Source organism: Martinezella lusitana (genome assembly GCF_900094565.1).
Lineage (GTDB): Bacteria > Pseudomonadota > Alphaproteobacteria > Rhizobiales > Rhizobiaceae > Rhizobium > Rhizobium lusitanum.
Map to the genome: position 1 here is coordinate 66729 of NZ_FMAF01000014.1, position 24055 is coordinate 90783.

The window sequence follows — 24055 nt, forward strand, 5'->3', positions numbered from 1 at the left end:
GCCGGCATCCGGCCCTGTCCCTATTTTTTCAACAGATCCTGCATGCCTGCCTTGGTGTGGGCAAGCGCATCCTCAAGGCTCTGCTGGCCGGACCAGTAGCCGGTGAATTCCTTGGCCTGCAGTTCGTACACAGAAAGCGCCTTTGCGGAGGTGGCGCCTGTCATCACGTAGCCGTATTTGCTGGCAAATTCGCCGAGCTTGACCAGATCAGGACGTTCCTTGGCCACCTTGGTGACGACATCAGGCGTCAGGGCGGGGGAGCCACCGGCACGGGCATAGGCAAGGGCCGCGTCCTCCGAGGACAGCCATTTGAGGAACTTGATGGCGCCTTCCTTATTCCTGGCGTTCTTGTTCAGGCCGAGGCCGAGACCGTGGATATGGTCGGCGCGTCCATTCGGCCCGGCCGGCGGCGCGACCATGCCGGTGACATCGGCCACCACAGGCGACTTCTTCACATCGGTGAGTTCGGCCGCGGCCGCATTCCATTGCAGCGCGGTCGCTGCCTGCCCGGAACTATAGGCGGCATTGGTCTCGGCATATTCGTAGCTCAGTGAATCCTTCGGCGAAGCGCCGGCGTCATAGAGTGTCTTGTAGAGCGTGAGGCCGGTCTTGTAGGCATCGGAATCGACAGTGACGTTGCCGCTCGCGTCCGTCCAGTCGCCGCCATAGGAGCGCGGCAGGGATTGGAACACCATCATGTTGAAGAGGAGGTTCTTCATCTGCAGCACGGTGCCGTAGCGCACCGGGCTTTGGCGGTTCACCTGCTTGCTGAAATAGAGTGCGGTCGCCGCCCAGTCATCCCACGTCCAGTCATCCGGCTGCTTGGGCGCAAGCTCCTTGCCGAGATACTTCTTTGAAATCTCGGCATATTTGGCCTTGGCATCAGGGTCGGCGATAAGCGCGTCGATGAGATCCTTGCGGTAGTACATGAAGTGCAGTGAGAGGTCAGTCGGCACACCATATTGCTTGCCGTCGAACTGCATCGTCTTCAGCACGGCGTCGCCGAAAACCTTCGGCGCGTCGGCATTGAGTTCGATCGGCTCCATGTAGGGTGCATAACGGCCGATCGAATAGGTCGCCACGAGATTGACATCGAAGGCATTCGAGCCGGCGGCCATATCGGCCTGCAGCTTGTCGAAGAAGCCGTCGCGATTGAAGAACAGAAGTTCGATCTTGTCGGCATCCGCCGCCGTCTTGTTGTAAAGGTCGGTGGTGGCGCGCAGTGCCGTTTCCTCCGAACCACCAGGCCAGCCGAGTACGACCACCTTGGCGTTCGCCAAGCCCGGAAGCGCTGCCGCTGATAGCACAAGGGCGAGCACTGCGGACGATATGTGCTTGAATTTCATCATTGTTCCCTTTCCTTTATCGTTGTTTCTTGAATCGAATTGGGTCCGTCTACCCGTTGCGGCTGGCAAGATCCGCCGCGCCGATGATGCCGGCGCGTGGGCCGAGGCTTGCGGCGACCAGATGCGGCGCGAGGTGCGGCGGGAGCGCCACGAGATGCGCGCTGATGGCGTCGAGATAGCCGGATGACAGACCAATGCCGCCGCCGATGACGATGCGTTTCGGGGCAAACATCATCTGAATGTCGCGGCACAGGAGCGCGACGCGCAGCGCCGATTGCGCGACGATCGTCTGCGCCCAGGCCGCGCCGTTGCGAGCGTGCTCGAAGATCTCGGGCGCCTCGGCCTGATGTCCGCTACGAGCGGCCTCGGTTGCCATCCAGCGGCCGGAAGCGACATCCTCGAGTGGAGCTTCGCCGAGCGTCGGGCTGCGTAGCAGGCCGAAATGGCCAGCAAGACCGAGCAGGGGGCTTCCGTTGATGACGACACCGCCGCCGATGCCGGTGGATATGGTCAGGAACACCGTATCCTCGTTGCCGCCGGCGCCGAACCTGTGCTCGCCCCAGGCTGCGGCCTGGGCATCGTTGACGGCAAAGGCGGGTTTGCCGAACAATTTGCTTGCCTGCGCGACGAGCGGGTAGCCATCGGGGATCGCGAGCGTTGCGGGATTGAGTGCCGACCAGCGCCCTTCGTCGATAAGGCCGGTTACGGCAATACCGACACGCTCGTATCGGCCGCTCCAATGCTTGGCCTGTTCGGCGATGGCAGCCAGCCAATCGTCGGGACCCGCTTCCCGACTGGTGGCAATGGTTGCCTCGGCCAGCACCTGCACGCCGCGTACCAGGGCCGTAAGTGTCTTCGTGCCGCCGATATCGATCGCAAGCGTCGCCGCGTCGCGCTGCGAGAAGGCGGTCGAAACGGCGTCGTGGAACCATGATGTCACGTGCTCGGTGCGCGTGATCGCCGATCCGACGACAACAGCACAGGCGCCGGCGCGCACGGCGTCGGCCGCCTGCTGCGGGGTGCGGATGCGGCCTTCGGCAATGACATAGGGTGTCAGTTGCCGCATGGCGGCGATCAGCGCGATATCCGGCTCCGCCGGTTCGGGGCCGCCGACATAGCCCGACATGGTCGAGCCGACGAAATCGGCGCCGGCGGCCAGCGCCCGTTTCGCATCGTCCAGGCAGGAGCAATCGGCCATGGAGAGCAGGCCCCTGGCCTTGATGGCCGCCAGAAGCGCCTCGATAGTTGCTGGGCGAGGCCGATCCGTGGCGTCGAAGGCGATAATATCGGCACCCGCATCGGCGAGCGCCTCGACATCGGCGATGAAGGGTGTGATGCGCACCGGACTGTCATCGAGATCGCGCTTGACGATGCCGATGATCGGCGCGTCGACGGCTGATCTGACTGCGGCGACATAGGCTGATGATTCGATGCGCAGGGCTCGCGCGCCGGCTGCGAGTGCCGCGCGCGCAAAGCCGGCCACGAAAACAGCCTCGTCCATCGCGCCATCGGGCACGGGCTGGCAGGAGACGATAAGACTTAGATTGAGATCTTCCTTGCGCATTCGGCACCCCTTTCGAAGGGTCACGATAGAGCAAGGTCACCAGAAAGCAACCGGTTTTAAACTGGTATTATCTCTGGAGCTCGAAGACGAAGTCGTAGACCTCACCCTTGTAGCGCGTCTCGCAATATTCGACGATCTCTCCATCGGCGAGAAAGCAGCGGCGTTCCGTCGTCAGGATCGGTGCGCCCGGCTCGCAGCGCAGATGCTGTGCATCTTCAGGAGAAGCGGCCCGCGCCCGCATTCTCTGGACGGCGCGCAGGGGCAGAAAGCCGCGCTGGGCAAGAGCTTCGTAGAGGGAATCGCCAACGGACGAAGGTGAGGGAAGAAAGCGTACGGGCACGGCCGCGTGCTCCACCGCAATCGGTGCGCCATCGGCGGTCCGTACCCTGCGCATGCGCAGGACTTGCGCGTTTGCGGAGATGCCGAGCGCCATCATTTCAGCCGGGGAAGGCCGGGTTAACTGCTTGGAAAGCCAGATGCATCCAGGCTCCATTCCGCGCGCCCGCAGATCTTCTGAGAAGCTGGTCAGCGTGGAAAGCGATTTTTCGACCCGGGAGCCGATTTCGCTGCGTGCGCCTTGCCGCCGGCTCACCATGCCCTCCTCTTCCAGCATGGCGAGTGCCTTGCGGACTGTCACGCGCGACAGCGACAGGGCCTCGGCGAGTGACCGTTCGCCTGGCAGAGCCGAGCCGGACTTGAAGGCGTGGTTGCGAATGGCGGTTTCGATCGCCGTCTTGAGCTGCTTGTACAGCGGCATCCCCGGCGCGCCGGCTGCGAACTCCCTCCTGACCAGGTCGATGATATCAGTCGCCAAGGCAAACCTTCCCTTCGATCGCACGACTAGGAGCGAAATTTCGTCCTGTCCGATACTGGTATTATACTGTACGGCTTTTTGCGATCTGTCGAGCGAGGAAAAGAGTGATACGGACGCCAGGTGGGCCGCAATGAGGGCTGCCTTATGGTCTTTGCGGCGCTATTGCTCGACGCTCCGTCCGCGCCACGATGCCCGCTTTGCCGGCGCTCTGCAATTGCCCTTTTTGAGCGGCATGAGGGATGGCCGCCTTATTGCCTTGGCCCGCTCTCAGCCACCGAAGAATCGCGTCAAAACCGGGTTGAGCCGCGCGTTTGAACTCCGGGCTCATTTCCGCATCCATGCCGCAAAGCGTTGCGATTTCCTGCCAGTCCACTCTTCCGGCCCGCAGCGGAGGACGCGACTGGAAGACGACAAGCCCGATCATGAAGCCCTTGAGGTTTTCAAAGCTGCGGGGCTGCAGCAAAGGTGCGAGCCTCAGGTCGCAAAAATCCGAGATCTTGCGTTGGAAAACATCAGAAGCAGAGCTTTTCTTTACGGGCATTGTTCATTCCTTGCATACGACCTCGTCCAGAGGCCGGGGTGTGCGCGCTAAAGCACGGAAGTTAACGAAACGCAAACAACCGACCGTTTAGCCGCTTTCAATTCTACGATGCGTTGGCAATTGGCAACTCTAGTGATGAGCTGATCCTGATCGGACATCCCGGCTCTCGCACGGGATCAAGGGCAGATCATGGCGCCCTCGGTTTATTTCGGTTTCGGTCGATCAAAACCATGAAGAAACTGTAACTTGCCTCCCATGCCATTGAGAGCGACATTTGCCTCGCGCCGGATTGATGAGGTGAAGCAAATGTCAGTCTTGGAAATATTAGTGAGACGCCGTATGCAGGAAGAATATGCCAAGGGCACATCCCCCGAGCGGATTACCCGGCTCCTGCAGGAATTCTTCAACGGGGTGGAAGCCTCCCAAGCAGATGCTGCCCCGCACCGGTCTTTCGGCAATCGATAGCAATCGACACATAGAACGAAAGCGGCCGGCCCTCGACGTTTCTCCGAGAGCCGGCCCCTTTGTGGATCAAACACGTTCCGAAGGTGCCGCCTCCTATTGCGCGCCGTTCGAGCCGGGCAGGCTTTCGATTGCTGTCAGGATCTTGTATGCGGCCTTGACGCGTTCCGGGATCGGATAGTTCTTGTTCGCCAGCAGGACGATCCCGATTTGTCTGGCCGGAATGAAGGCCGCATAGGCGCCAAAACCGTTGGTCGAGCCGGTCTTGTTGAGCAAGATATCCTTGCGCGGCTGTTGTGGTGGCACGAGCCGGGTTATCTTATGTGGCTTCAGCGCCATGTCCGATGAATTGCCTGACAGTAGCCGGGTGAGCGTCGTCGGATAGGCGTAGATTTCCCAGCCCAGCGCCTGTGTCGTGTTTCCTACCGTGTAATAGCCGACATGGGTCGCGGCGATCGCGCGCTGAAGGGTTTCGTCAAGCCGAGAGCCGTCCATATTGGCCTCGAGAACGCCGACCATGTCAGCCGAAGTGGTCTTTACGCCATAGGCTTGCGTGTCCAGGACGCCTGGCGTCACGCGGATCGGCTTGTCCTGCTTCGAATAGCCGTAGGCATAATTGCCCATCTCGCCCGGCGGGACGCGGACATAGGTATGATTGAGGCCGAGGCCCGCGAAGATCTTTTCCTGCATCAGCGCATCGAATGGCTTGCCCATGGCTTCGGCGGCGAGATAACCGAACAAGCCGATGCTGGGATTGGAATAGAGCCGATGGGTGGCCGGTGCATAGGATGGGTGCCAGTTGCGATAGTAGGCGATCATCTTATCCTGATCAGTCACATCATCCGGAAACTGCAGGGGCAGGCCGCCTGCCGTGTATGTGCCGAGATCCAGAAGACTGATCTTGTCGAAGCTGCCGCCGGTAAGCGCGGGCAGATACTTCGACGCCTTATCGGAAAGTGACAGTTTTCCGCTGACCTGAGCGTAAGATCCGAGAACCGCGGTGAAGGTCTTGCTGATCGAGCCGAGCTCGAAGATCGTGTCGTTTGTGACCTTCTGACCAGTCTCCTTCGAGGCGACGCCATAGTTGAAGAAGTAATGCTTGCCCTTGATCGTGATCGCGACGGCCATTCCCGGGACATCGTTTTCCGTCATGACCGGCCGGATTGCATCATTGACGGCTCGCTCCAGCCGATCCTGATCGTTGCCGTCTGCCGCATGGGCGTTGACCGCATAGAAAAGGCAGCTGGCGATCATGCCGAGTTTCGGTAGCGAGATGGGATGCATGTGCAAGATAATGTCCTCATATTGGTGGACAGGCCGCGCAGACGATTGCGGCCTGAGGTCATGGATCCGGGGTTGATGGGCACGGTCGGGGTTGCAGTCGATGCCGCCTGGGGGTCATTTGGCCCCTGCAATCACCTCGCGACGCAGACTATGGCGCCCCCTTGTGCCCTAGACAAACGATCAATTCTGGGCTTAGGCATGAGAAAAACTTGGGCTTAGGACATAATGGACATTTCACAACTTCCGCTGAACGCGCTCCGCGTTTTCGAAGCCTCGGCGCGGCATTGCAGCTTCACGCGGGCCGGCCTTGAGCTTCGGGTGACGCAGACGGCCGTCAGCCATCAGGTCAAGGCGCTGGAGGATGTGCTCGGGGTAACGCTGTTCAAACGGCTTCCGCGCGGACTTGCATTGACCGACGAGGGCCATGCCTTGCTGCCCGTGCTGACCGATGCATTTCGCCGCATGAGCGCCACCTTGAGCCAGCTGGAGGAAGGCAACTTCGACGAGATCTTGACAGTCGGCGTGGTCGGCACCTTTGCGATCGGCTGGCTTTTGCCTCGGCTGAGCTCGTTCAAGGCTCAGCATCCGCATGTCGATCTGCGTCTGAAGACGAACAACAATCGTGCTGACATGGTGCTCGATGGGCTCGATTTCTTCCTGCGTTTCGGCGATGGGGCATGGCATGGAACCGAGGCGATCCATCTGATGGATGCGCCGCTGTCGGCGGTTTGCACGCCCTCGATCGGCGCGCGTTTGCGCACGCCGGCCGACCTTGCCGATGTCGAGCTGCTGCGCTCCTACCGGATCGACGAGTGGGCTCTCTGGTTCAGGGCGGCAGGCCTCACGCCGCCCAATCTTCGCGGTTGGATGTTCGATTCTTCGTTGACACTGGTGGAGGCCGCCGCGCGTGGTGTCGGCGTGGCACTCGTCCCCGTCGTCATGTTCTCGCATGAGATCGAGGCGGGCAGGATCGTGCAGCCGTTCCGGATCACCGCTGTCACCGGAAGCTATTGGCTCACACGATTGAAATCGCGCGCGGAAACCGCATCGATGAAGGCGTTTCGCCAATGGCTGACAGCCGAGATCGAGGATCTGCCGTCATAGGATTGGAGTTGCCCGCCGTTTCGGATCGGGATGAAGGACGTTGCTCCTGTTCGCGGCCCCATGTTGGGCCACGAGATTTCGCTTCGGCCGATGAAGTCTACGGCGGTCAGTTCTTTGCCCATTGGGCGGCGGCATCTCTGGCAAAGGTGCTGTAGGAGCGTGGTGCGCGACCGAGCAGCCCGGTGAGACGACGAATGTCGTCCGCCGTGGCGACCGCGCCATCCGTCTGGTAGCGGCTGAACATCAGGCGCAGGTCGAGCGCATGCCAGGCGGGCAGCATGGTCTTCATACGCTGTTCCATCGTAACAAGATCATCGCCGCCATAGCGGATGACGCGGCCGAGCGCTTCGCTCCAGATGGCGGAAATGTCCTCGCCCGTCAAACTGTCCGGACCGACCAGCGTATAGGTCTCGCGGCCGAGCGGTGCGGAAGCTTGCTCCCGGCGGATTAGTTCGAGCGCAGCCGCCTCGCCGATATCGCGAATATCGACCATCGAGATGCCCTTCGACCCCACAGGTACGCCGTAGGCACCGGCATTCAGCAACAGATCCCTCTGACGAAGGTCGTTCTGGATAAAATAGGCTGGGCGGAGAACCGTGGCCGAGAGATCGAGAGCGTCGATCATCCGCTCGACCGTGTGTTTGCCGGCGAAATGCGGAACGTCGGCATAGGCCTCGCCCTTGAACACCGAGAGATAAACGATGCCTTTGACGCCGGCCTCGCGGGCGACGGTAAGCGCGAGCATCGCCTGGGTCAGTTCGTCGGCAACGTTCGGGGCGAGCAGGAACAATGTGCTGACGTCTTTCAGCGCGGCGCGCAATGAATCCGGGTCGGCCAGATCGCCGCGGACCGGCGTTACGCCCGAGGGAAGCTGTGCAGCTTCAGGCGAGCGCGTCAGGGCGCGGACATCGACATTGTGACCCTGCAAGTGGGCCAGGACCTGGGACCCGATGGTCCCTGTGCTGCCGGTAACAAGAATAGCCATTTTAAAAACTCCTCAAGATGTTGCGAGAGACCCGATGTCTCGAGAAGAAAGATAGCCGTTCCAATTTCTATTTGGAGATGGCTATATTAAGACAGGTCGTCTCAATTATGGAACACGAGTATGGATCTGCAGGCTTTGTCCGACTTCAATCTGGTCGCTGCCCATGGCGGGTTCGGTCGCGCCAGCCGCGTCACCGGAAGGCCGAAGGCGACGCTGTCGCGTCGGGTTGCCGAGCTCGAGCAGAGCCTCGGTGTCAGGCTGATCGAACGCGGATCGCAGAGCCTGCGCTTAACTGATGAGGGACGGGCGCTCCACGAGCGCACCGATGGGCTGCTATCTGAAATCGCCGAGGCCGGCGAGGCGGTTGTCCTCGGGGCCTCGACCCCGAGAGGACGCCTGCGTGTCAGCGCGCCCGTGGTCTTCGCCCATGTCGCGCTCGGTCGCATCGGCGCGCGTTTTGCCCTGGCCTATCCCGAGGTCCAGCTCGAGATCGTCGCCGAGGATCGCAAGGCCGACCCGGTCGAAGACGGCTACGACCTGATCATCCGCATCGATCCGGCACCGGACGAACGGCTCGTCGGTCGCCGCTTCCTCAATGACGAACGCCTGATCGTGGCGCCACCGGGCATGCGGCGCCCCTCGCCAACGGCAGACGGCGAAGAGCTTGCCGTGAAGGCCGTCTTGCTCAGTGCATCCTCACAGACGGCCGTCTGGCGACTTGGCTCCGGAGCAGAGCCAGACGTGGTGCTGAAACCAGAGCCTGTCCTTCGTCTTTCATCGCTTTTGATGGTTCGTGATGCCGTTTTGGCGGGTGCCGGCGTGGCTTTGTTGCCGAAGCTTCTTGTCGCTGACGATATTGCGGCGGGCCGGCTCGCTTATTGGGGAACCCTCAGAGGTCCGGCGGTGGAAATCTGGGCACTCCAAAGCTCGCGCCGTCTGATCGGCGCCAAGGTCCGCGCGTTTCTGGACGTGCTGGAGAAAGCCTTTCCGGAGAAGGTGTTCGTCCCGACGATATGATGCGGTGGCGGCCCTGACGCTTGGGCTATCCACTCAAGCAATATCAATGGCCGGCGCCATCAACGCCAGCCGAGAGCGGGCGCGACGTGGGTGAGGATCGCCTCGATCACATGCGCGTTGTATTCGACACCGAGCTGGTTGGGGACGGTCAGAAGCAGAGTGTCGGCCTCTGCTATAGCCTCGTCCTTCCTGAGTTCTTCGATCAGTTGATCCGGTTCAGCGGCATAGCTGCGTCCGAAGATTGCCCGTGTCTTGTCGTCGATGAAGCCGATCTGGTCCGCGTCCTTGCCGCTGCTGCCGAAATAGGCGCGGTCGAGATCGTTGACCAGTGCGAAGATGCTGCGGCTCACCGAGACCCGCGGCTCGCGCTTGTGGCCGGCCTCCTTCCAGGCTTCGCGGAAGACCCGGATCTGATCGGCCTGCTGGACATGGAATGGCAACCCGCTCTCATCGTTTTTGAGCGTTGAGCTTTGCAGGTTCATGCCGCGCTTTGCTGCCCAGACAGCGGTCGCGTTCGAGCTCGCCCCCCACCAGATCCGTTCGCGCAAGCCCTCCGAATGCGGTTCGAGACGCAGGAGGCCGGGCGGGTTGGGAAACATCGGTCGGGGGTTGGGTTGCGCAAATCCCTCGCCGCGCAGGATGTCGAGCAGCACGTCCGCATGCCGCCGGCCCATGTCGGCGTCGCTCTCGCCCTCGGCCGGCTCGTAACCGAAGTGGCGCCATCCATCGATCACCTGTTCAGGCGAGCCGCGGCTGATGCCGAGCTGCAGCCGGCCTCCGGCGATCAGATCAGCTGCGCTTGCATCCTCGGCCATGTAGAGCGGGTTCTCGTAGCGCATGTCGATGACGGCGGTGCCGATCTCGATGCGGCTGGTCTTGGCCCCGACGGCCGCCAGCAGCGGAAACGGCGAAGCGAGCTGGCGGGCAAAATGATGCACGCGAAAATAGGCGCCGTCCGCGCCCAGCTGCTCGGCAGCGACGGCGAGATCGATGGATTGCAGGAGCGTATCGGATGCCGAACGCGTTTTCGATTGGGGCGAGGGTGTCCAGTGGCCGAATGAAAGGAATCCGATCTTCTTCATGGTCCCGCTCCGCAACGTTTGGTTCGCTCAGCTTTGCTTCATGACATGATTTCGGCTGCCGATACAAGCGGAGTGAAGGTATCCTGGCTGCGCGAGCCGCGCCCTCGGTATCCAAATAAATAGGCCCGCCGTTTCCGGCGAGCCCACGGGAGGCCGATGCTGCCGCCGCGCCTGCGGTCTCCAGCTGAAGATCGTTATTTCGCTGGCTGGATCGAGCCGATGATACCGAGCACTTCCTTTTCGTGCTTGGCCTGGTCTTCCTTGGAGCCCCAATAGGTGAGCACGAGGATCTTGTTGGGCGCCGGCGAAAGGACGCCGAGATTGATGTTGACGGCTCCGTCTGCATCGGTGCCCTGCCAGTTCAGGATCGACAGCTTCATGCCATTGATTTCGTTGCTGTCGTCATCCTTGCGGGTGCCGGCGTCGATCTTGACGCCGTTCTTGTCGAGGAAATCGACGGCATCGCCGATGACCTTCTCGACATTGTCGCCAGTGGCAACATCGAGGGCAAAGTAGATGGCGGCATCAGGCGAATTGGCGTCGATGCCGGATTCGGTTTCCTTCGGCTTCCAGCTGTCGGGGATGGTGACGCTGGCAACGGGCGCTTCGCTCGGAAAGGCGAGCGTCTTGGCATTGGCGAGCATTGGAAAGACTGCGAGCGCAGCGGCGATGAGCAGCATCTTTTTCATAGGGGGCTTCCATTCTGTCTTTGAGTTTAGGTCGCCGATCAATCTCAGCGGATACGTGAGGTTGGCATGGTTTTCGGCAGTGCGGAGACAGCCGGAAAAGGGGATGATTGACCGCAATCAGCCGGCCGAAGCGATCTCGAAATCCTGATCGAAGGAACTCGTCTTTCCCGAGGTCATGTCATACAGCGTATAGTGAAGCTTGTATTTGCCGGCCGGTGCACCGTCGACGTTCAAGGTCATGTCGAGCTTGAACTCCAAATTCTGCTTGTGGCTTTGAAGGTCGCTATCCAAGAAGCCCTTCTTGCTCCACACGACCTCGCCGCTGGCGTCGATAATGTCGAGGTCGGCAACGAGGTGGAGTTCATAGAGACTGTCCGGAAGCTGCTTCCAGCCATAGCCGATCGGTTCGGCATAGCTGAAGATGGGCTCGCCGGGTTTGAAAACGTTTGAGTCACGTTTCTTGTAAACCCCGTAACCCGTTGAAGGCTCGGCCACGAAGATGACGTTCTGTTGTGAGAACGGCACCTTGGTCCAGGCTTCGATGACGGCCTTTTGTGCAGTGGCCAAATCCGCCAGAGGATCGGCATGGGCAACGGCAGCAAAAGTCATCGCAAAAATCAATATAAGCACTTGCCGCATCGCAGTCTCCAATCGGTCTGCTGATAATGATTCCGGCAGGCGCCGGAGAACGGGTAAAGCCATCGTCTCATTGCGTAATTTCGAGGCATGATCGACTTGCCCCAATCGAAGACGGTGGTTGCCGGCGCATCCCGCCTGCCTCATTCGTGGATGGTATAGCTGCCGAGTTCGCACAGGTTCTGGGTGTCCGTCGTCGTATCGAGGCTGGAACCTTCCTCGAACTCGAACTTCATGTCGTACTTGCAGACAGTCCGACCGTCGCCGATGGTGATATCCATGCTCTCACCGGGGTTCAGTACCTGCTTGCCGAAGACATCGTCTTCCCAATTATTGACGCCGACCGGGGACGTATAGAAATTGGTGAGCACGGATTTGGTGCCGTTCTTGAGCGTGAACGTCAGGTCGTCGGCGCTTGCAGCACCGGCAAGGCAAAGAAGCGCTGCCAACGCCGCAAGGGCGAAGCGAAATTTCGTCATCGAATTGATCCTTCGGTGAAAGCTGATGCGCGTCTTTTTAAGCGTTTCAGCGGCCGTGAGCTATATATATTGCACGCCAAGCTCGGCCCATTTTTGGGCTAAAACGCAACCCGGATCGAGGCGTGGCGTCGGCCTGTCGCCCGGCGACAAACGCGGCACTGCCGCGAGCTACTCAGTCCGCACAGAAGCGAACAGAGACCTGTAATTGGGAGTGGGCCGCGGCATGCGACCCGAAGTGGAGACCCCGCTGTCGAGCAGGGTCTCGTTCAGCGTAAGTTGACGCCCGCCATCAAGGCAGGAGGCTGCGCTGCAGGCTTTGGCGCTGTGCCTCCTGAGCGGCCTTGAGCTGGGCCTTGGTATACATCAGGGCATGCTCGGCAAGGTCGCGGCCATCGTCCCAAAGGTTGCGCCAGATGCCGAGGATGCCTTCGAGCGGCTGGCCGACGACGCGCGAGGAGAAGGATTCGAAGGTGATCGGGCCTGTGTAGCCGGAGCGGACAAGGGCGCGGAAAACGCCGGCAAGGTCGATCGTGCCCGAGCCCATGTAGCCACGATGGGAATCGCCCGTGTGGAAATATCCGAGATGGTCGCCCGTCTCGAGAATGGCGGCCTGAATATCCGATTCCTCGATATTCATGTGGTACACGTCCAGATGCACCTTCACGTTTGGCATGCCGATGCGCTTGCACATCTCGACGGCCTGCGCGGCGGTGTTCAGCACGTTGGATTCGTAGCGGTTGACCACTTCGAGGACGAGCGTGATGTGGCTTCGCGCCGCTGTCTCGGCCACCTGACGCAGGATCTCGACCGATTGTGCGACGCCTGCCGCCGTGGTCGGCTCGGAATATTTGCCGAAGGCCGAATGCAGGATGCCGCCGATATATTCGCCACCGCAATCGCGGCAGACGGCGATGGCCTGCTCGAGCTTTTCCTTGCCGCGCCGTCCCTTCCCCTTGTCGCCGCTTGAAATGTCGCTGTCGAAATCGAGGCCGAGCGAGAAGTTGATGCCGATGCCGTTCTTTTCCAACTGGCGACGGGTAAACTCCGGATCGATCAGGCTCGGATCCAGCGCCGGTGCCTCGATGAAATCGTAGCCCACCTCGGCACTACTGGCGATTGCGCGGGCGCATTCCTCCTTGCTCCAGCCGGCTTCCCATACCAGCGCGTGAACTCCCAGCTTGTTCATGATCTTCCTCCCGGTTTCGTGGATGCAAAATGAATTGCTGCAGTGCGGAAGACATGAATCGTTTTATACTTGAAAGCGTTCATGTTGACACCGCACTTGCTCAGGTATAGCTTACAATAAATCGTTTCACCAGAGTTTTCATATTATCATTGGCGAGGGCGTAGTGGGGGAGGGCAAGATGTCGAGACAGCAAAGCCCTTCCATCAAGATGGTGGCCGACAGGGCCGGCGTTTCGGTCGCGACGGTCTCGAACGTCCTCAACGGCAAGCCAACGGTTTCTCCCGATTTTGCCCGGCGCGTGAATGATGCGGTGCGCGAGCTTGGTTACGTCGTCGATCTCGGCGCGTCGCGGCTCCGCTCGCGCAAGGCGCAGCTCGCCGGCGTCGTTGTGCCGGATCTTACCAATCCGATGTTCGCCTCCTTCGTTTCCACGCTGGAGCATCTGGCGCGCCTCGCAGACTACGATCTGGTCGTCGTATCAGCGCGCAACAATGCGGAGGAGGAGGCTGACCGGCTGCGCAAGATTCGCGCCTGGCGCCCCGCCGGCCTGATCGTCATTCCCTGCGATGGCGCCTTTGCCGAGCGCCTGCCGGATGGCTTCTTTGCACCCGTTGTCCTTGCCGACCGCATACCCGATGCCGCCGGCTTCGATCTGATTGCCGTCGACAACGGGCCGTCGGCCGGTGCCATCGCTGCGCATCTCGATCAACAGGGCTATGAGGATTGCCTCGTCGTCGGCACCAGTCTTTCGATCAGTAACATACGCGAGCGTTGGGAAGGCGTGCGTGCGTCGGCCAAGCACATGCGGGTCGAGATGCTGGAAATCGGCATCGATGACGCCCATGGCGCACAGCTTCTGGAGGAGCGTCTGCGCCATCGCCCGCTGCCCGGCGCGCTGTTTTCGCTCGATCAGGGCACGACGCTTTTGACCTACTGCACCATGGCTGAGATCGGCCTTTCCGTGCCAGGCGATATCGCCTTTGCGAGCTTCGACGAGATGGAATGGATGCGGCTGGTGACGCCCGGGATCACGACCGTGCGTCAGCCTGTCGAGGAAATGGCCGAGCAGGCCTGGGCGCTGCTGTTGCGGCGCATGACCGGCTCTGCCGGCAAGCCGGTCACGCGGCGCTTGCGCTGCGCCGTCGAGATCCGTGGTTCGACACCGCGGAACCCGCTTGAGGAGGCGGGCAAACTGAAACTGGGAGGAAGAAAATGGAAGTTACAAGGCGAACCATACTCACCGGAATAGGCGGCGCCGTCGTTGTCGGCACCCTTGGCGGCACGATCGGCGTAGCCCAGGCGGCTGAACCGCAACTCGGCGTCGTGGTTAAGATCGGCGGCATCCCGTGGTTCAATGCCATGGAAGTCGGCATCAAGAAGGCCGCGCCAGAATTCAAGACGAACGCCTGGATGGTCGGGCCGACACAGGCGGATGCTGCTCAGCAGGTCCGCGCCATCGAAGACCTGATTGCCCGCAAGGTTGCGGTCATCGGTATCGTGCCGAACGATTCCGCAGCGCTCGACCCCGTTCTCGGCCGCGCGCGGGCAGCTGGTATCAAGGTGCTGGCCCACGAAGGCCCGAGCCAGAAGGAAGCGGATTGGGACTTTGAGCTCACGACCATCGAAGGCTATGGTCAGGCGCATATGGACCTGATTGCCAAGGAGATGGGCGGGGAAGGCAAGTATATCGTCTATGTCGGCTCGCTGACTGTTCCGCTCCACAACGCCTGGGCCGATGCGGCGATTGCCTATCAGAAGCAGAAATATCCGAAAATGCAGATGCTCGGCGATCGCTTCGGCGTTGCCGAAAGCCTGGATGAAAGCATCAAGACCACTCAGGATCAGCTTCGCGCCAATCCGGATCTCAAGGGCATCCTGACATTCGGTTCGCAGGGGCCGATCGGCGCTGCCCGCGTCCTCGACGATCGTGAAAAAGCCAAGTCGATCGCGCTGGTCGGTGGCTTCTCGCCGGGGCAGGGCGTCAAATACGTCAAGTCCGGCACGATCCGCGGCGGCTTCATCTGGAATCCGATGACGGCTGGCGAGATCTTCGTTCAGCTCGCTTCCATCCTGGCGGCCGGCAAGGAACCGACCGACAATATGGAGCTGACCGGCGTCGGCAAGGTGCGCGTCTATCCGGACAAGAGGCTCATTCAGGCGCAGAAGCTTGAATCCCTCGATAAGCAGAATATCGACCGGCTGGTCGCGCTCGGTCTCTAGGCGTTCCTCCCGAGGGCCGGCGGTTGGCCTGAGTGCCGCCGCCGGCCAACCCAAACAATCGGAGTGGATCGATGAGCGATGATGTTCCGTTTCTTCGTTTAACCGGGCTGTCCAAACGGTTCGGCGGCGTGCGTGCATTGGAGGAAATCGACTGGGACGTTCGCCCAGGCGAGATCCATTGCCTTGTCGGCGAGAACGGTTGCGGCAAGTCGACGCTCATCAAGACCGTTGCGGGAGTGCATCCGCCCTCGGCCGGCACCATCGAAATCGAAGGCAAGCCGGTTCTTCCGCTTGATCCGGCTCGTGCCAAGGCTCTGGGAATCCAGGTGATCTTTCAGGATCTGTCCCTGTTTCCCAATCTTTCCGTTGCAGAAAACATCGCCGTCGAAAACCATCTCGATCGGCTCTTGAAGCCGGTCAGCTGGAAGCGGATGCGCGAGAGTGCGAGTGCAGTCCTCGCAAGGCTCGGCTTTACCCTCGACCTCGATCTCGTGGTATCAGACCTTTCGGTTGCCGAGCGCCAGATCGTCGCCATTGCGCGCGGCCTCGTCGCCGAGGCGCGGCTGATCTTCATGGACGAGCCGACGGCCTCGCTGACGCGGACGGAGGTCGATCGTCTGCTCGGGATCGTCGGGCGGCTCAAGGCCGATGGCATTGCCGTCGTCTTCGTTTCCCACCGGCTTGACGAGGTGGTCGAGATCGCCGAGCGGGTGACCGTGATGCGCGACGGCCGCAAGGTCGGCACCTGGCCCGCCGATCAGGTGAACGAGAAGAGGATCGCGCATCTGATGACCGGGCTCGATATCGATCACTGGATTGTCGCCCGCGATATGGGCAAGGCCGAGCCTGTCCTTGAGGTCAGCGGTCTGTCACGTCGCGGCGAATTCGCCGATATCGATTTCACCCTTCGTCGCGGCGAGGTGCTGGGTATCTCCGGATTGCTGGGGTCGGGCCGCACCGAGCTTGCCTTGACGCTGTTCGGCATGCATCGCGCCGAGCACGGCAGCATTCGCCTGGAAGGCCGGCAGCTTGCGCTTCGCTCCAACCGTGACGCCGTGCGCGCCGGCATCGCCTACGTCTCCGAGGATCGTTTGAGCCTTGGCGTCATCCTGCAGCAATCGATCGGCGACAACATCATGCTCGCGGTCATGCGGGGCATGGCAAACCGGCTTGGGCTCATCCCCGGCAACGCACGCAGGCAACTCGCCGACGATTGGGTGCGGCGCCTCGCCATCAAGGTCCCGTCAGCCGATCGGGCCGTGCAGACGCTTTCGGGAGGCAATCAGCAGCGGGTCGTTCTGGCGAAGTGGCTCGCCACGCGGCCGAAGGTCCTGATCCTCGATTCCCCCACCGTCGGCGTCGATATCAAGAACAAGCAGGGTATCTACGATGTGGTCGCCGATCTGGCCCGCCAGGGCGTTGCTGTCATCCTCATCTCCGACGAGGTGTCCGAACTTTTCGCGACCTGTGACCGTATCCTGCACATGCGCGCCGGCCGCATCGTCGGCGAGGCGGTGCCGGGCGAGATCACCGAGGCCAACATGAAGGAGCGCATCTATGCATGAGGATAGCCAAATGGCCGCCGGATCGTCCTTTCTCGTGCAGTTGCGGCGCCGCCCGGAAGCGTGGCTGCTGGCGGTCATTGCCGTGGTGGTGATCGTCTTTTCGCTGACGGCGCGTGATTTCCTGACGCTTGCGAACATCATCGATCTGCTTGAGACCTATTCGGTGCAGGCGATCATGGCGATGGGGCTTTTCGTCGTCCTGGTTTCCGGCGGCATCGACATCTCCTTTGCGGCCACGGCATCCGTGGCGCAATACTGCGCGGCGCTGCTCGCAACGCAGCTCGGATTTTCCGCGCCTGTCGTCATCCTCTGCGGTCTGGCGATCGGTGTCGCGCTCGGCTGCCTGAATGCGCTGCTCGTCCACTATGTGCGCATCACGTCCATCATCGCCACGATCGCCATGATGAGCGTCAGCTTTTCGCTGCTCATGTATTTCTCGGGCGGCAAGTCGATCTATACGCTGCCGGACTGGTGGACGAATCGCATCGTGTTCTGGCGGATGGAGACGGCATCGGGCGATATCGTCCGGGTGACGCTTCCGATCGTCGCGATGGCGGTCGTCACCCTGTTTACATGGGCATGGATGACCCGCTCTTCGGTTGGGCGTCAGCTCTATGCCATGGGTGGAAATGCCGAGGCCGCGCGGCGGGTCGGCATGAATATCGGCCGCCTGCAATTCGTCGCCTACGGCTATCTCGGGCTGATGGCGGCGATCGCCGGGCTCCTGCAGGCCCACCGGGTCGGCGAAAGCGTGCCCAATGCCATGTACAATACCGAGCTTGCCGTGCTCTCCGCCGCTGTTCTCGGCGGCGCCAGCCTGACGGGCGGCATCGGCACCGTGCCTGGCGTGCTGCTCGGTATCGTGCTCCTGGCCGTGCTGCAGAACGGGCTCAACCTGCTCGGCGTCTCCTCCTATTTCTTCCAGATCGTCATCGGCGTCACTATTCTGGTTTCGACCTCGATCACGGTGATCAGTTCACGGCCGGGCCGCCGCCATCGCATCATCGCGGGAGCACCATCCAATGGCTGAGCCGCCGCTTCTCTATAACCTCAACAACGGACTTTCCGACCTGATGACTCGCATGAAGGCGGGCATTCCCGGCGCACATACAGGGCTTGTCGTTCTGCTTGTCCTGCTGGTTGCCGGCTTTTCCCTGTTCATTCCGAACTTTGCCTCGGTCGGCACTCTGCAATCGTTCATGTATCAACTGCCGCTGCTGGGGCTGCTGTCGCTGGCCATGATGGCGCCCCTGATAACAGGCGGCCTCAATCTGGCGATCATCGCCACGACGAACCAGTGCGCGCTTCTGACGGCCTTCATCATGCAGAGCCTGATCACGCCCGATAGCAGCGCCGGCTCGGCCGCAGCCGTCATCGTTCTGGCACTTGTCGCCGGCCTGGCGCTTTGCCTTCTCATCGGCCTCGTCACCGGCACGCTCATCGCCTATACCGGCGTCCATCCGATCCTCATCACGCTCGGCACGAAATCGCTGATCGACGGCATCAGCATCTATCTGACCCGCGGCATGGCCCTTTCGGGTATACCGGACGGATTTGCCCGCATCGGCACGATGACGATCGTCGGCGTACCGCTGATCTTCCTGCTATTGATCGTGGTGGCGGTGATCGTCAGCATCATATTGCGGCGCACCGCTTTCGGCGTCGCCTGCGCCATGATCGGCTCCAACATCGAGGCCGCGCGCTATTCGGCGATCGACACGCGTCGCGTGCTGGTCGGCGTTTATGTGATGTCGAGCCTGATCTGCTTCTTTGCTGCGCTGGTCATGCTGGCAACTTTCAATTCGGCCAGCGCGGATTATGCCCAATCCTATCTGCTGGTGACGATTCTTGCGGCCGTCCTCGGCGGCGTCGATCCTTTCGGCGGCTTCGGCACGGCCGGCGGCCTGATGCTGGCGCTTGCCATCCTGCAGGTCATTTCCTCAGGCTTCAACCAGTTCGGCCTCAGCAACTATCTCACCGTGGCGATATGGGGCGGCACCCTCATCTTCGTCGCCATGGCTCAGACGGCGCGTCCCTATCTCATGGGATTGCTGCCCTCACGTTTTGATGGTTCGAAATGAGCATCGTCGCGGTCTTCGATATCGGCAAGACGAATGTGAAGCTGTCGGCGGCGAGCGACGACGGCCGCGTCTTGGAAACTCTGTCGACGCCGAATGTCGTAAAGGACGGTCCGCCCTATCGCCATCACGATCTCGACGGGCTGGACGACTGGCTGATCGACAGCCTGGCCGCGCTCGGCCGCCGGCATGATATCGGCGCGATCGTCACCTGCGCCCACGGCTCCGGCGGCGTGCTGGTCGACAGGCAAGGCGCTGCGTTGCCGATGATCGACTATGAGCAGCCCACGCCTGCCGACGTTGATGCATACTACAGGAAGATTGTCGGCTCCCATCGCGAAAGGGCGAGCGCCGTCATGCTCGGTGCGGCACATCTCGCGCGGCAGATGCTGTGGCAGGAGATGCACCGGCCCGAGACTTTTGCTGGAGCCTCCGCCTATCTTGCCACGCCGCAATATTGGGCCTTCCGCCTGTCCGGCGTTCTCGCAAGCGAGGTGACGAGCCTGGCCGCGCAATCGCACCTCTGGGCATCGGCCGACGGGCGGCCGTCTGCTCTCGTAGCAAATCGCGGCTGGCAGCGGCTCATGCCGCCGATGCGACGCGCCTGGGAGACGCTCGGCCCCATAAGGCCGGACATTGCCAAGCGTACCGATCTTAAGCCGACGACCCGCATTCTGTGCGGTGTGCACGACTCCTCGGCCAATTTCTATCGCTACCAGGCGGCGGATCTCTCCGACGTCACGGTCATCTCGACGGGAACCTGGATCGTGGCGCTGACCGATCGTACCGGCGTCGATTTCAATGTCGAGCGTCCGGGGCACTCATGCAATGCCGATGTGTTCGGCAATCCGATGCCCGGCATGCTGACTATGGGCGGGCGCGAGTTCGCCGCCGTCGCCGCGACTGCCTCCGGCCCGGCCTCGCTGCTGGCCCTTCAGCAGATCGTCGCATCCGGGACTTTTGCAGTGCCGACATTCGGTTCGGATGACGGGCTCTTTCCCGGCACGGCAGGCTGCGGCCGTCTTGAGGGGCCGCTTGCCCGCGACGAGAATATCCGCTTCACGCTTGCTGTTCTCTATTCGGCGCTTCTGACTGCGGCCTGCGTGGATGATCTGCCGCCGGCGAAAACGGTGGTTCTGGACGGCAATTTCGTCGTCGATCCCCTTTATGGCGCCGTCGTCGCGGCGCTGTTGCCGGATCGGCGCGTGCTGGTCAGCCTCAGCACGACGGGAACGGCGACGGGTGCCGCCATGCTCGCCGCGCACGAAACACGGGCATCGCCCGTGACGCTGGCGGCCGAGGCGCCGGATATATCAGGCCTTCCCGACCTTTCATCATACCAGAGGCGCTGGCGTGCCCTGGTCAAGACAATGGAGCAAGCATCGTGACGACATATGACGACAATAGCCTGCGCGAGGACATGGTGGCGGTCTGCCGCCGGATGAACGCCTCCGGCATCAATCAGGGAACGGCCGGCAACGTGTCGGTGCGCAATCCCAAGGGGTTTCTGGTCACGCCGACTTCCCTGCCTTACGACATGATGCGGCCCAATGATCTGGTCCAGATGTATTTCGACGGCAGCTACGAGGGTGAGCGCCGGCCATCATCCGAATGGCGCTTTCATCGCGACATTCTAGCTTCCCGCCAGGACATCGATTGCGTGCTGCATTGCCATTCGGTCTATGCGACCACGCTTGCGGTGCATCACAAGACCATTCCGAGCTTTCACTACATGACGGGCGTTGCCGGCGGCACGACGATCCGCTGCGCACGCTACGCCACTTTCGGCACCCAGGCGCTCTCGGATGCGGCGATCGAGGCCCTGCAGGACAGGCTTGCCTGCCTGCTCGGCCAGCATGGCCAGATATCGCTTGGCAAGACGCCCGCGGCTGCACTCGCCTTGGCGATAGAGGTCGAGACCCTGTCGCGCCTCTATGTTCAGGCGCTGACGCTCGGCGAGCCGCCCATTCTTGATGACGAGGAAATGGCGCGCGTGATCCAGCAGATGAAGAATATGAGCTATGGGCAGGCGCCGGATCTGGATGGTGTCAACGACGTGGCAAGACGCAAGCAGTAATTCGAAATCGCAAGGCAAATCTCGTCCAGCGTGTCCCGGTATATCGGCTGTCAATGGTGTCCTCATGCCGAGCGGGGAGGCGCCTGCGATGATCTTACGTCGATATCTCTTGTGAAATCAAAAATCCTGATATAAATGAAGCTTATTGATGGGGCATTCAGGATTCGATGAAGCGCGGCTTTCTGACAATTTATGCGGGTGAGAATGCCGCGGTTTTGCGGGCGCTTTCGGCGCCGGCGCGCGTCGACATGTTGAAGCTGCTCTGCGCCAAGGGCGCCATGAACGTCAACGAGATCGCCCGCGAGCTGGATCTGCCGCAGTCGACCGTCGCCACCGGCATCATGATCCTGGAGGAGGCCGGTCTTGTCGAAACCAAGGCGGCCAAGGCGCGCAAGGGTTACCAGAAGATCTGCACGGCGCTTTACGACGAAATCCTTGTGAGCTTCGAGGATACGGCCTTCAAGCATGATGAGGATGTGATCGAGGTTGCCATGCCGATTGGCCTCTATACGAGCTGCGAGACGCATGCGCCCTGCGGCCTGTGCTCGACCGAAGGGGTGATCGGGCTTCTCGACGTTCCCGACTATTTCCTCGATCCGCAGCGTATGCAGGCCGGCCTTCTCTGGTTCGGTCGCGGCCACGTGGAATATAAATTCCCCAACAATGCCAAGATCTTGAACAAGGCCGTCAATGCCATCGAATTCTCGATGGAGCTGTCGTCCGAAGTGCCGGGCACCAATCCCGACTGGCCATCCGACATCACGATCTGGGTCAACGGCGTTGCCGTTGGCACCTGGACGTCGCCGGGGGATTATGGCGACAAGCGCGGGGCCTTCACGCCGGGCTGGTGGAAGCTCGAAGGCTCGCAATACGGCAAGCTCAAGACCTGGCGAATTTCGAAGAAGGGCACCTTCATCGACGGCGTCGTCGCGTCCGACGTGACCGTCGACGACCTCGCCATCAGCCAGCATTCTTCAATCCGTCTGAGGATCGGCATTGCCGAGGACGCGCGCCACACGGGTGGCGTCAACATTTTCGGTCGTGGTTTCGGCAATTATGGCCGAGATATTCTGATGCGCATCGACCTGACGTGAAAAGAAATCATATTTTCTGATATATAGCGCGCAATCGGGCCGAATCTCGAATTTGTCATATTTTTTATAGATAATTGTTTTATCATCATATTTCTGCATTCGTAGACTGCGAATACACGATTATTTACGCGGAATGCTCCCTCAATGGCGTTGACGACCCTATAAAACTGTATCAAGATCAAGGTATAAGAACGAGATATATGATACATAAGGGAGGATAGCCGTGAAGGCGGACGTGGTCATCCATCGCGATTTCCGAATTGCCGACATCGACGATCGACTTTACAGCTCGTTTCTGGAGCATCTGGGCAGGGCGATCTACGGAGGCATCTATGAGCCCGGCCATCCGACCGCCGATGAGCACGGCTTTCGCCGAGATGTCATCGAACTGGTCCGCGAGCTGAATTCACCCTACTGCCGCTATCCCGGCGGCAATTTCGTCTCCGCCTATAATTGGGAAGACGGTGTCGGACCTCGTTCGGAGCGGCCGGTGCGCCTCGATCTTGCCTGGCGGACGCGCGAGAGCAACCAGATCGGCGTCAACGAATTCGTCGATTGGTGCAAGAAGGCCAATACGAAGCCGATGCTCGCCGTCAATCTGGGGTCACGCGGGCTGGATGATGCTCGCAACTTCCTCGAATACTGCAATCATCCCGGCGGGACCTATTGGTCGGATCTGCGGCGCAAGCACGGTTGGGCTGATCCCCATGGAGTCAAACTGTGGTGCCTCGGTAACGAGATGGACGGCCCATGGCAGGTCGGCCATAAGTCTGCCTATGAATATGGCCGTCTGGCCGATGAAACGGCAAAAGCCATGCGCGGTTTCGACAAATCGCTGGAACTGGTCGTCTGCGGCTCGTCGAATTCCGACATGAAGACCTATCCCGATTGGGAAGCCCAGGTCCTGGAACAGTGCTACGACAGCGCCGACCATATCTCGCTTCACATGTATTTCGCCAACCGCGAGAAGAACACGCTCAACTATCTCGCCAAGGCTGAAAAGCTTGACCGCTACATCGTCACCATCGGCGGCGTCATCGACTATATCAAGGCAAAGAAGCGCTCGAAGAAGACGATTGGCATCTCCTTCGACGAATGGAACGTCTGGTACCATTCCAACCAGCAGGACAAGGATATCCTGGCGCGCGACGAATGGCCGGATGCGCCGCACCTGCTTGAGGATGTCTATAATTTCGAGGATGTGCTGCAGGTCGGCGGCATCCTCAACACCTTCATTCGCCGCTCCGACCGCGTGCGCATCGCCTGTATCGCCCAACTCGTCAACGTCATCGCGCCGATCATGACGGAGGATGGCGGCCCGGCATGGCGGCAGACCATTTATTATCCCCTTTATTTCGCCTCGAAATACGGTCGCGGTTATGCGCTGCGCCTGGTCGCCGACGGTCCGACCTACGACAGCGACGAGGCCGACGACGTGCCCTATCTCGATGTCTCCGCGGTTCACGACGTGGCGGCCAATATGGTCACGCTGTTCGCCGTCAACCGGCATCCGGACAGTGCACTCGACCTCGACACCCGGCTGGAGGGCTTTGCCGGCGCCCGCGTCGTCGAGCAACATGAGATGGTTCATGAGGACTTGGCGGCGGTCAACACGGCATCGCGGCCGAATGCGGTCGTTCCGACCAGCACCAGCGATGCGAAAGTCGAGGACGGCCGGCTTCGCGCCACATTGAAGCCGCTGTCCTACACGGTGATCCGGCTGTCGGTATGACAGCTGGCGGCCGCAAGATCGCGAGGAGGCGGTCCCGGTCGGCCTAGGCAGCGTAAGGAGAAGAAAGTCGCGGTCCGCCCGGCAGTGTCCGGGCGCAACG

22 protein-coding genes are annotated in these 24055 nt (G+C 61.0%); 11 read left to right on the forward strand and 11 right to left on the reverse strand.

The window, feature by feature from the left end; translation table 11 throughout:
* Positions 1 to 20: 20 nt before the first annotated feature.
* The 5 genes from GA0061101_RS23995 to ampC all read right to left on the reverse strand — a co-directional run bounded on the left by GA0061101_RS23995 (position 21) and on the right by ampC (position 5981).
* Entirely contained in the window at positions 21 to 1346 is a 1326-nt protein-coding gene (locus GA0061101_RS23995) for an extracellular solute-binding protein (RefSeq protein ID WP_037197747.1), read from the reverse strand.
* 49 nt (positions 1347 to 1395) lie between these two features.
* Entirely contained in the window at positions 1396 to 2910 is a 1515-nt protein-coding gene (locus GA0061101_RS24000) for a putative N-acetylmannosamine-6-phosphate 2-epimerase (RefSeq protein ID WP_037197651.1), read from the reverse strand.
* A gap of 67 nt (positions 2911 to 2977) precedes the next feature.
* Positions 2978 to 3667 (reverse strand): GntR family transcriptional regulator, encoded by a 690-nt coding sequence (locus GA0061101_RS24005; RefSeq protein WP_037197748.1) that lies wholly within the window; start codon positions 3665 to 3667, stop codon positions 2978 to 2980.
* A 199-nt stretch (positions 3668 to 3866) separates the two neighbouring features.
* On the reverse strand, positions 3867 to 4265 hold the full coding sequence (locus GA0061101_RS24010; protein WP_037197652.1) for a hypothetical protein: 399 nt from the start codon (positions 4263 to 4265) through the stop codon (positions 3867 to 3869).
* 558 nt (positions 4266 to 4823) lie between these two features.
* Positions 4824 to 5981 (reverse strand): class C beta-lactamase, encoded by a 1158-nt coding sequence (gene ampC / locus GA0061101_RS24020; protein WP_425350019.1) that lies wholly within the window; start codon positions 5979 to 5981, stop codon positions 4824 to 4826.
* 255 nt (positions 5982 to 6236) lie between these two features.
* Between ampC and GA0061101_RS24025 the strand changes: the two genes are divergently transcribed.
* Positions 6237 to 7115: a LysR family transcriptional regulator gene (locus GA0061101_RS24025; protein WP_037197657.1), complete on the forward strand. Its 879-nt coding sequence runs from the start codon at positions 6237 to 6239 to the stop codon at positions 7113 to 7115.
* Positions 7116 to 7221: 106 nt separating this feature from the next.
* Here the strand turns inward: GA0061101_RS24025 and GA0061101_RS24030 are convergent, their stop codons facing one another.
* Entirely contained in the window at positions 7222 to 8100 is an 879-nt protein-coding gene (locus GA0061101_RS24030) for an NmrA/HSCARG family protein (protein ID WP_037197658.1), read from the reverse strand.
* A gap of 120 nt (positions 8101 to 8220) precedes the next feature.
* Between GA0061101_RS24030 and GA0061101_RS24035 the strand changes: the two genes are divergently transcribed.
* Positions 8221 to 9117, forward strand: a complete 897-nt coding sequence (locus GA0061101_RS24035; RefSeq protein ID WP_037197660.1) for a LysR family transcriptional regulator — start codon at positions 8221 to 8223, stop codon at positions 9115 to 9117.
* Between the two features lie 59 nt (positions 9118 to 9176).
* On the opposite strand, the gene GA0061101_RS24040 is transcribed toward GA0061101_RS24035, so the two are convergent.
* The 5 genes from GA0061101_RS24040 to GA0061101_RS24060 form a co-directional block, all read right to left on the reverse strand.
* Positions 9177 to 10199, reverse strand: coding sequence for an LLM class flavin-dependent oxidoreductase (locus GA0061101_RS24040; protein WP_037197661.1), 1023 nt, complete (start codon positions 10197 to 10199; stop codon positions 9177 to 9179).
* A 194-nt stretch (positions 10200 to 10393) separates the two neighbouring features.
* Complete coding sequence (locus tag GA0061101_RS24045; RefSeq protein WP_037197662.1) at positions 10394 to 10888, reverse strand: hypothetical protein; 495 nt, start codon at positions 10886 to 10888, stop codon at positions 10394 to 10396.
* A gap of 117 nt (positions 10889 to 11005) precedes the next feature.
* Positions 11006 to 11527, reverse strand: a complete 522-nt coding sequence (locus GA0061101_RS24050) for a hypothetical protein (protein ID WP_037197663.1) — start codon at positions 11525 to 11527, stop codon at positions 11006 to 11008.
* 140 nt (positions 11528 to 11667) lie between these two features.
* The gene (locus GA0061101_RS24055; RefSeq protein WP_037197664.1) at positions 11668 to 12003 is read right to left on the reverse strand and encodes a hypothetical protein; all 336 of its coding nucleotides are present in this window, start codon (positions 12001 to 12003) and stop codon (positions 11668 to 11670) included.
* Positions 12004 to 12292: 289 nt separating this feature from the next.
* Positions 12293 to 13189, reverse strand: a complete 897-nt coding sequence (locus tag GA0061101_RS24060; protein ID WP_037197666.1) for a sugar phosphate isomerase/epimerase family protein — start codon at positions 13187 to 13189, stop codon at positions 12293 to 12295.
* A 178-nt stretch (positions 13190 to 13367) separates the two neighbouring features.
* Here GA0061101_RS24060 and GA0061101_RS24065 point away from each other — a divergent pair, with 178 nt between their 5' ends.
* From GA0061101_RS24065 to arfA, 9 genes are all read left to right on the forward strand, one after another.
* Entirely contained in the window at positions 13368 to 14438 is a 1071-nt protein-coding gene (locus GA0061101_RS24065) for a LacI family DNA-binding transcriptional regulator (RefSeq protein ID WP_051963616.1), read from the forward strand.
* Positions 14402 to 15409, forward strand: a complete 1008-nt coding sequence (locus GA0061101_RS24070; RefSeq protein WP_037197668.1) for a substrate-binding domain-containing protein — start codon at positions 14402 to 14404, stop codon at positions 15407 to 15409. The genes GA0061101_RS24065 and GA0061101_RS24070 overlap by 37 nt, the downstream gene beginning before the upstream one ends.
* Before the next feature lie 71 nt (positions 15410 to 15480).
* The gene (locus tag GA0061101_RS24075; protein WP_092575219.1) at positions 15481 to 16974 is read left to right on the forward strand and encodes a sugar ABC transporter ATP-binding protein; all 1494 of its coding nucleotides are present in this window, start codon (positions 15481 to 15483) and stop codon (positions 16972 to 16974) included.
* A gap of 10 nt (positions 16975 to 16984) precedes the next feature.
* On the forward strand, positions 16985 to 18004 hold the full coding sequence (locus GA0061101_RS24080; RefSeq protein WP_092575220.1) for an ABC transporter permease: 1020 nt from the start codon (positions 16985 to 16987) through the stop codon (positions 18002 to 18004).
* Positions 17997 to 19055 (forward strand): ABC transporter permease, encoded by a 1059-nt coding sequence (locus tag GA0061101_RS24085; RefSeq protein ID WP_092575223.1) that lies wholly within the window; start codon positions 17997 to 17999, stop codon positions 19053 to 19055. Before GA0061101_RS24080 ends, GA0061101_RS24085 begins: the two co-directional genes overlap by 8 nt.
* The gene (locus GA0061101_RS24090; RefSeq protein WP_092575227.1) at positions 19052 to 20440 is read left to right on the forward strand and encodes an FGGY-family carbohydrate kinase; all 1389 of its coding nucleotides are present in this window, start codon (positions 19052 to 19054) and stop codon (positions 20438 to 20440) included. Before GA0061101_RS24085 ends, GA0061101_RS24090 begins: the two co-directional genes overlap by 4 nt.
* 32 nt (positions 20441 to 20472) lie before the next feature.
* Positions 20473 to 21129, forward strand: coding sequence for a class II aldolase/adducin family protein (locus GA0061101_RS24095; RefSeq protein WP_051963631.1), 657 nt, complete (start codon positions 20473 to 20475; stop codon positions 21127 to 21129).
* A 167-nt stretch (positions 21130 to 21296) separates the two neighbouring features.
* Positions 21297 to 22223 (forward strand): ArsR/SmtB family transcription factor, encoded by a 927-nt coding sequence (locus tag GA0061101_RS24100; protein WP_037197676.1) that lies wholly within the window; start codon positions 21297 to 21299, stop codon positions 22221 to 22223.
* Between the two features lie 223 nt (positions 22224 to 22446).
* Positions 22447 to 23955: an arabinosylfuranosidase ArfA gene (gene arfA, locus GA0061101_RS24105; RefSeq protein WP_037197677.1), complete on the forward strand. Its 1509-nt coding sequence runs from the start codon at positions 22447 to 22449 to the stop codon at positions 23953 to 23955.
* The last annotated feature ends 100 nt before the right edge of the window (positions 23956 to 24055 follow it).

Coding starts and splice junctions, on each gene's coding strand:
- GA0061101_RS23995 (WP_037197747.1), bottom strand. CDS start 1,346: ATGAAATTCAAGCACATATCGTCCGCAGTGCTCGCCCTTGTGCTATCA.
- GA0061101_RS24000 (WP_037197651.1), bottom strand. CDS start 2,910: ATGCGCAAGGAAGATCTCAATCTAAGTCTTATCGTCTCCTGCCAGCCC.
- GA0061101_RS24005 (WP_037197748.1), bottom strand. CDS start 3,667: ATGCCGCTGTACAAGCAGCTCAAGACGGCGATCGAAACCGCCATTCGC.
- GA0061101_RS24010 (WP_037197652.1), bottom strand. CDS start 4,265: ATGCCCGTAAAGAAAAGCTCTGCTTCTGATGTTTTCCAACGCAAGATC.
- ampC (WP_425350019.1), bottom strand. CDS start 5,981: ATGATCGCCAGCTGCCTTTTCTATGCGGTCAACGCCCATGCGGCAGAC.
- GA0061101_RS24025 (WP_037197657.1), top strand. CDS start 6,237: ATGGACATTTCACAACTTCCGCTGAACGCGCTCCGCGTTTTCGAAGCC.
- GA0061101_RS24030 (WP_037197658.1), bottom strand. CDS start 8,100: ATGGCTATTCTTGTTACCGGCAGCACAGGGACCATCGGGTCCCAGGTC.
- GA0061101_RS24035 (WP_037197660.1), top strand. CDS start 8,221: ATGGATCTGCAGGCTTTGTCCGACTTCAATCTGGTCGCTGCCCATGGC.
- GA0061101_RS24040 (WP_037197661.1), bottom strand. CDS start 10,199: ATGAAGAAGATCGGATTCCTTTCATTCGGCCACTGGACACCCTCGCCC.
- GA0061101_RS24045 (WP_037197662.1), bottom strand. CDS start 10,888: ATGAAAAAGATGCTGCTCATCGCCGCTGCGCTCGCAGTCTTTCCAATG.
- GA0061101_RS24050 (WP_037197663.1), bottom strand. CDS start 11,527: ATGCGGCAAGTGCTTATATTGATTTTTGCGATGACTTTTGCTGCCGTT.
- GA0061101_RS24055 (WP_037197664.1), bottom strand. CDS start 12,003: ATGACGAAATTTCGCTTCGCCCTTGCGGCGTTGGCAGCGCTTCTTTGC.
- GA0061101_RS24060 (WP_037197666.1), bottom strand. CDS start 13,189: ATGAACAAGCTGGGAGTTCACGCGCTGGTATGGGAAGCCGGCTGGAGC.
- GA0061101_RS24065 (WP_051963616.1), top strand. CDS start 13,368: ATGTCGAGACAGCAAAGCCCTTCCATCAAGATGGTGGCCGACAGGGCC.
- GA0061101_RS24070 (WP_037197668.1), top strand. CDS start 14,402: ATGGAAGTTACAAGGCGAACCATACTCACCGGAATAGGCGGCGCCGTC.
- GA0061101_RS24075 (WP_092575219.1), top strand. CDS start 15,481: ATGAGCGATGATGTTCCGTTTCTTCGTTTAACCGGGCTGTCCAAACGG.
- GA0061101_RS24080 (WP_092575220.1), top strand. CDS start 16,985: ATGGCCGCCGGATCGTCCTTTCTCGTGCAGTTGCGGCGCCGCCCGGAA.
- GA0061101_RS24085 (WP_092575223.1), top strand. CDS start 17,997: ATGGCTGAGCCGCCGCTTCTCTATAACCTCAACAACGGACTTTCCGAC.
- GA0061101_RS24090 (WP_092575227.1), top strand. CDS start 19,052: ATGAGCATCGTCGCGGTCTTCGATATCGGCAAGACGAATGTGAAGCTG.
- GA0061101_RS24095 (WP_051963631.1), top strand. CDS start 20,473: ATGGTGGCGGTCTGCCGCCGGATGAACGCCTCCGGCATCAATCAGGGA.
- GA0061101_RS24100 (WP_037197676.1), top strand. CDS start 21,297: ATGAAGCGCGGCTTTCTGACAATTTATGCGGGTGAGAATGCCGCGGTT.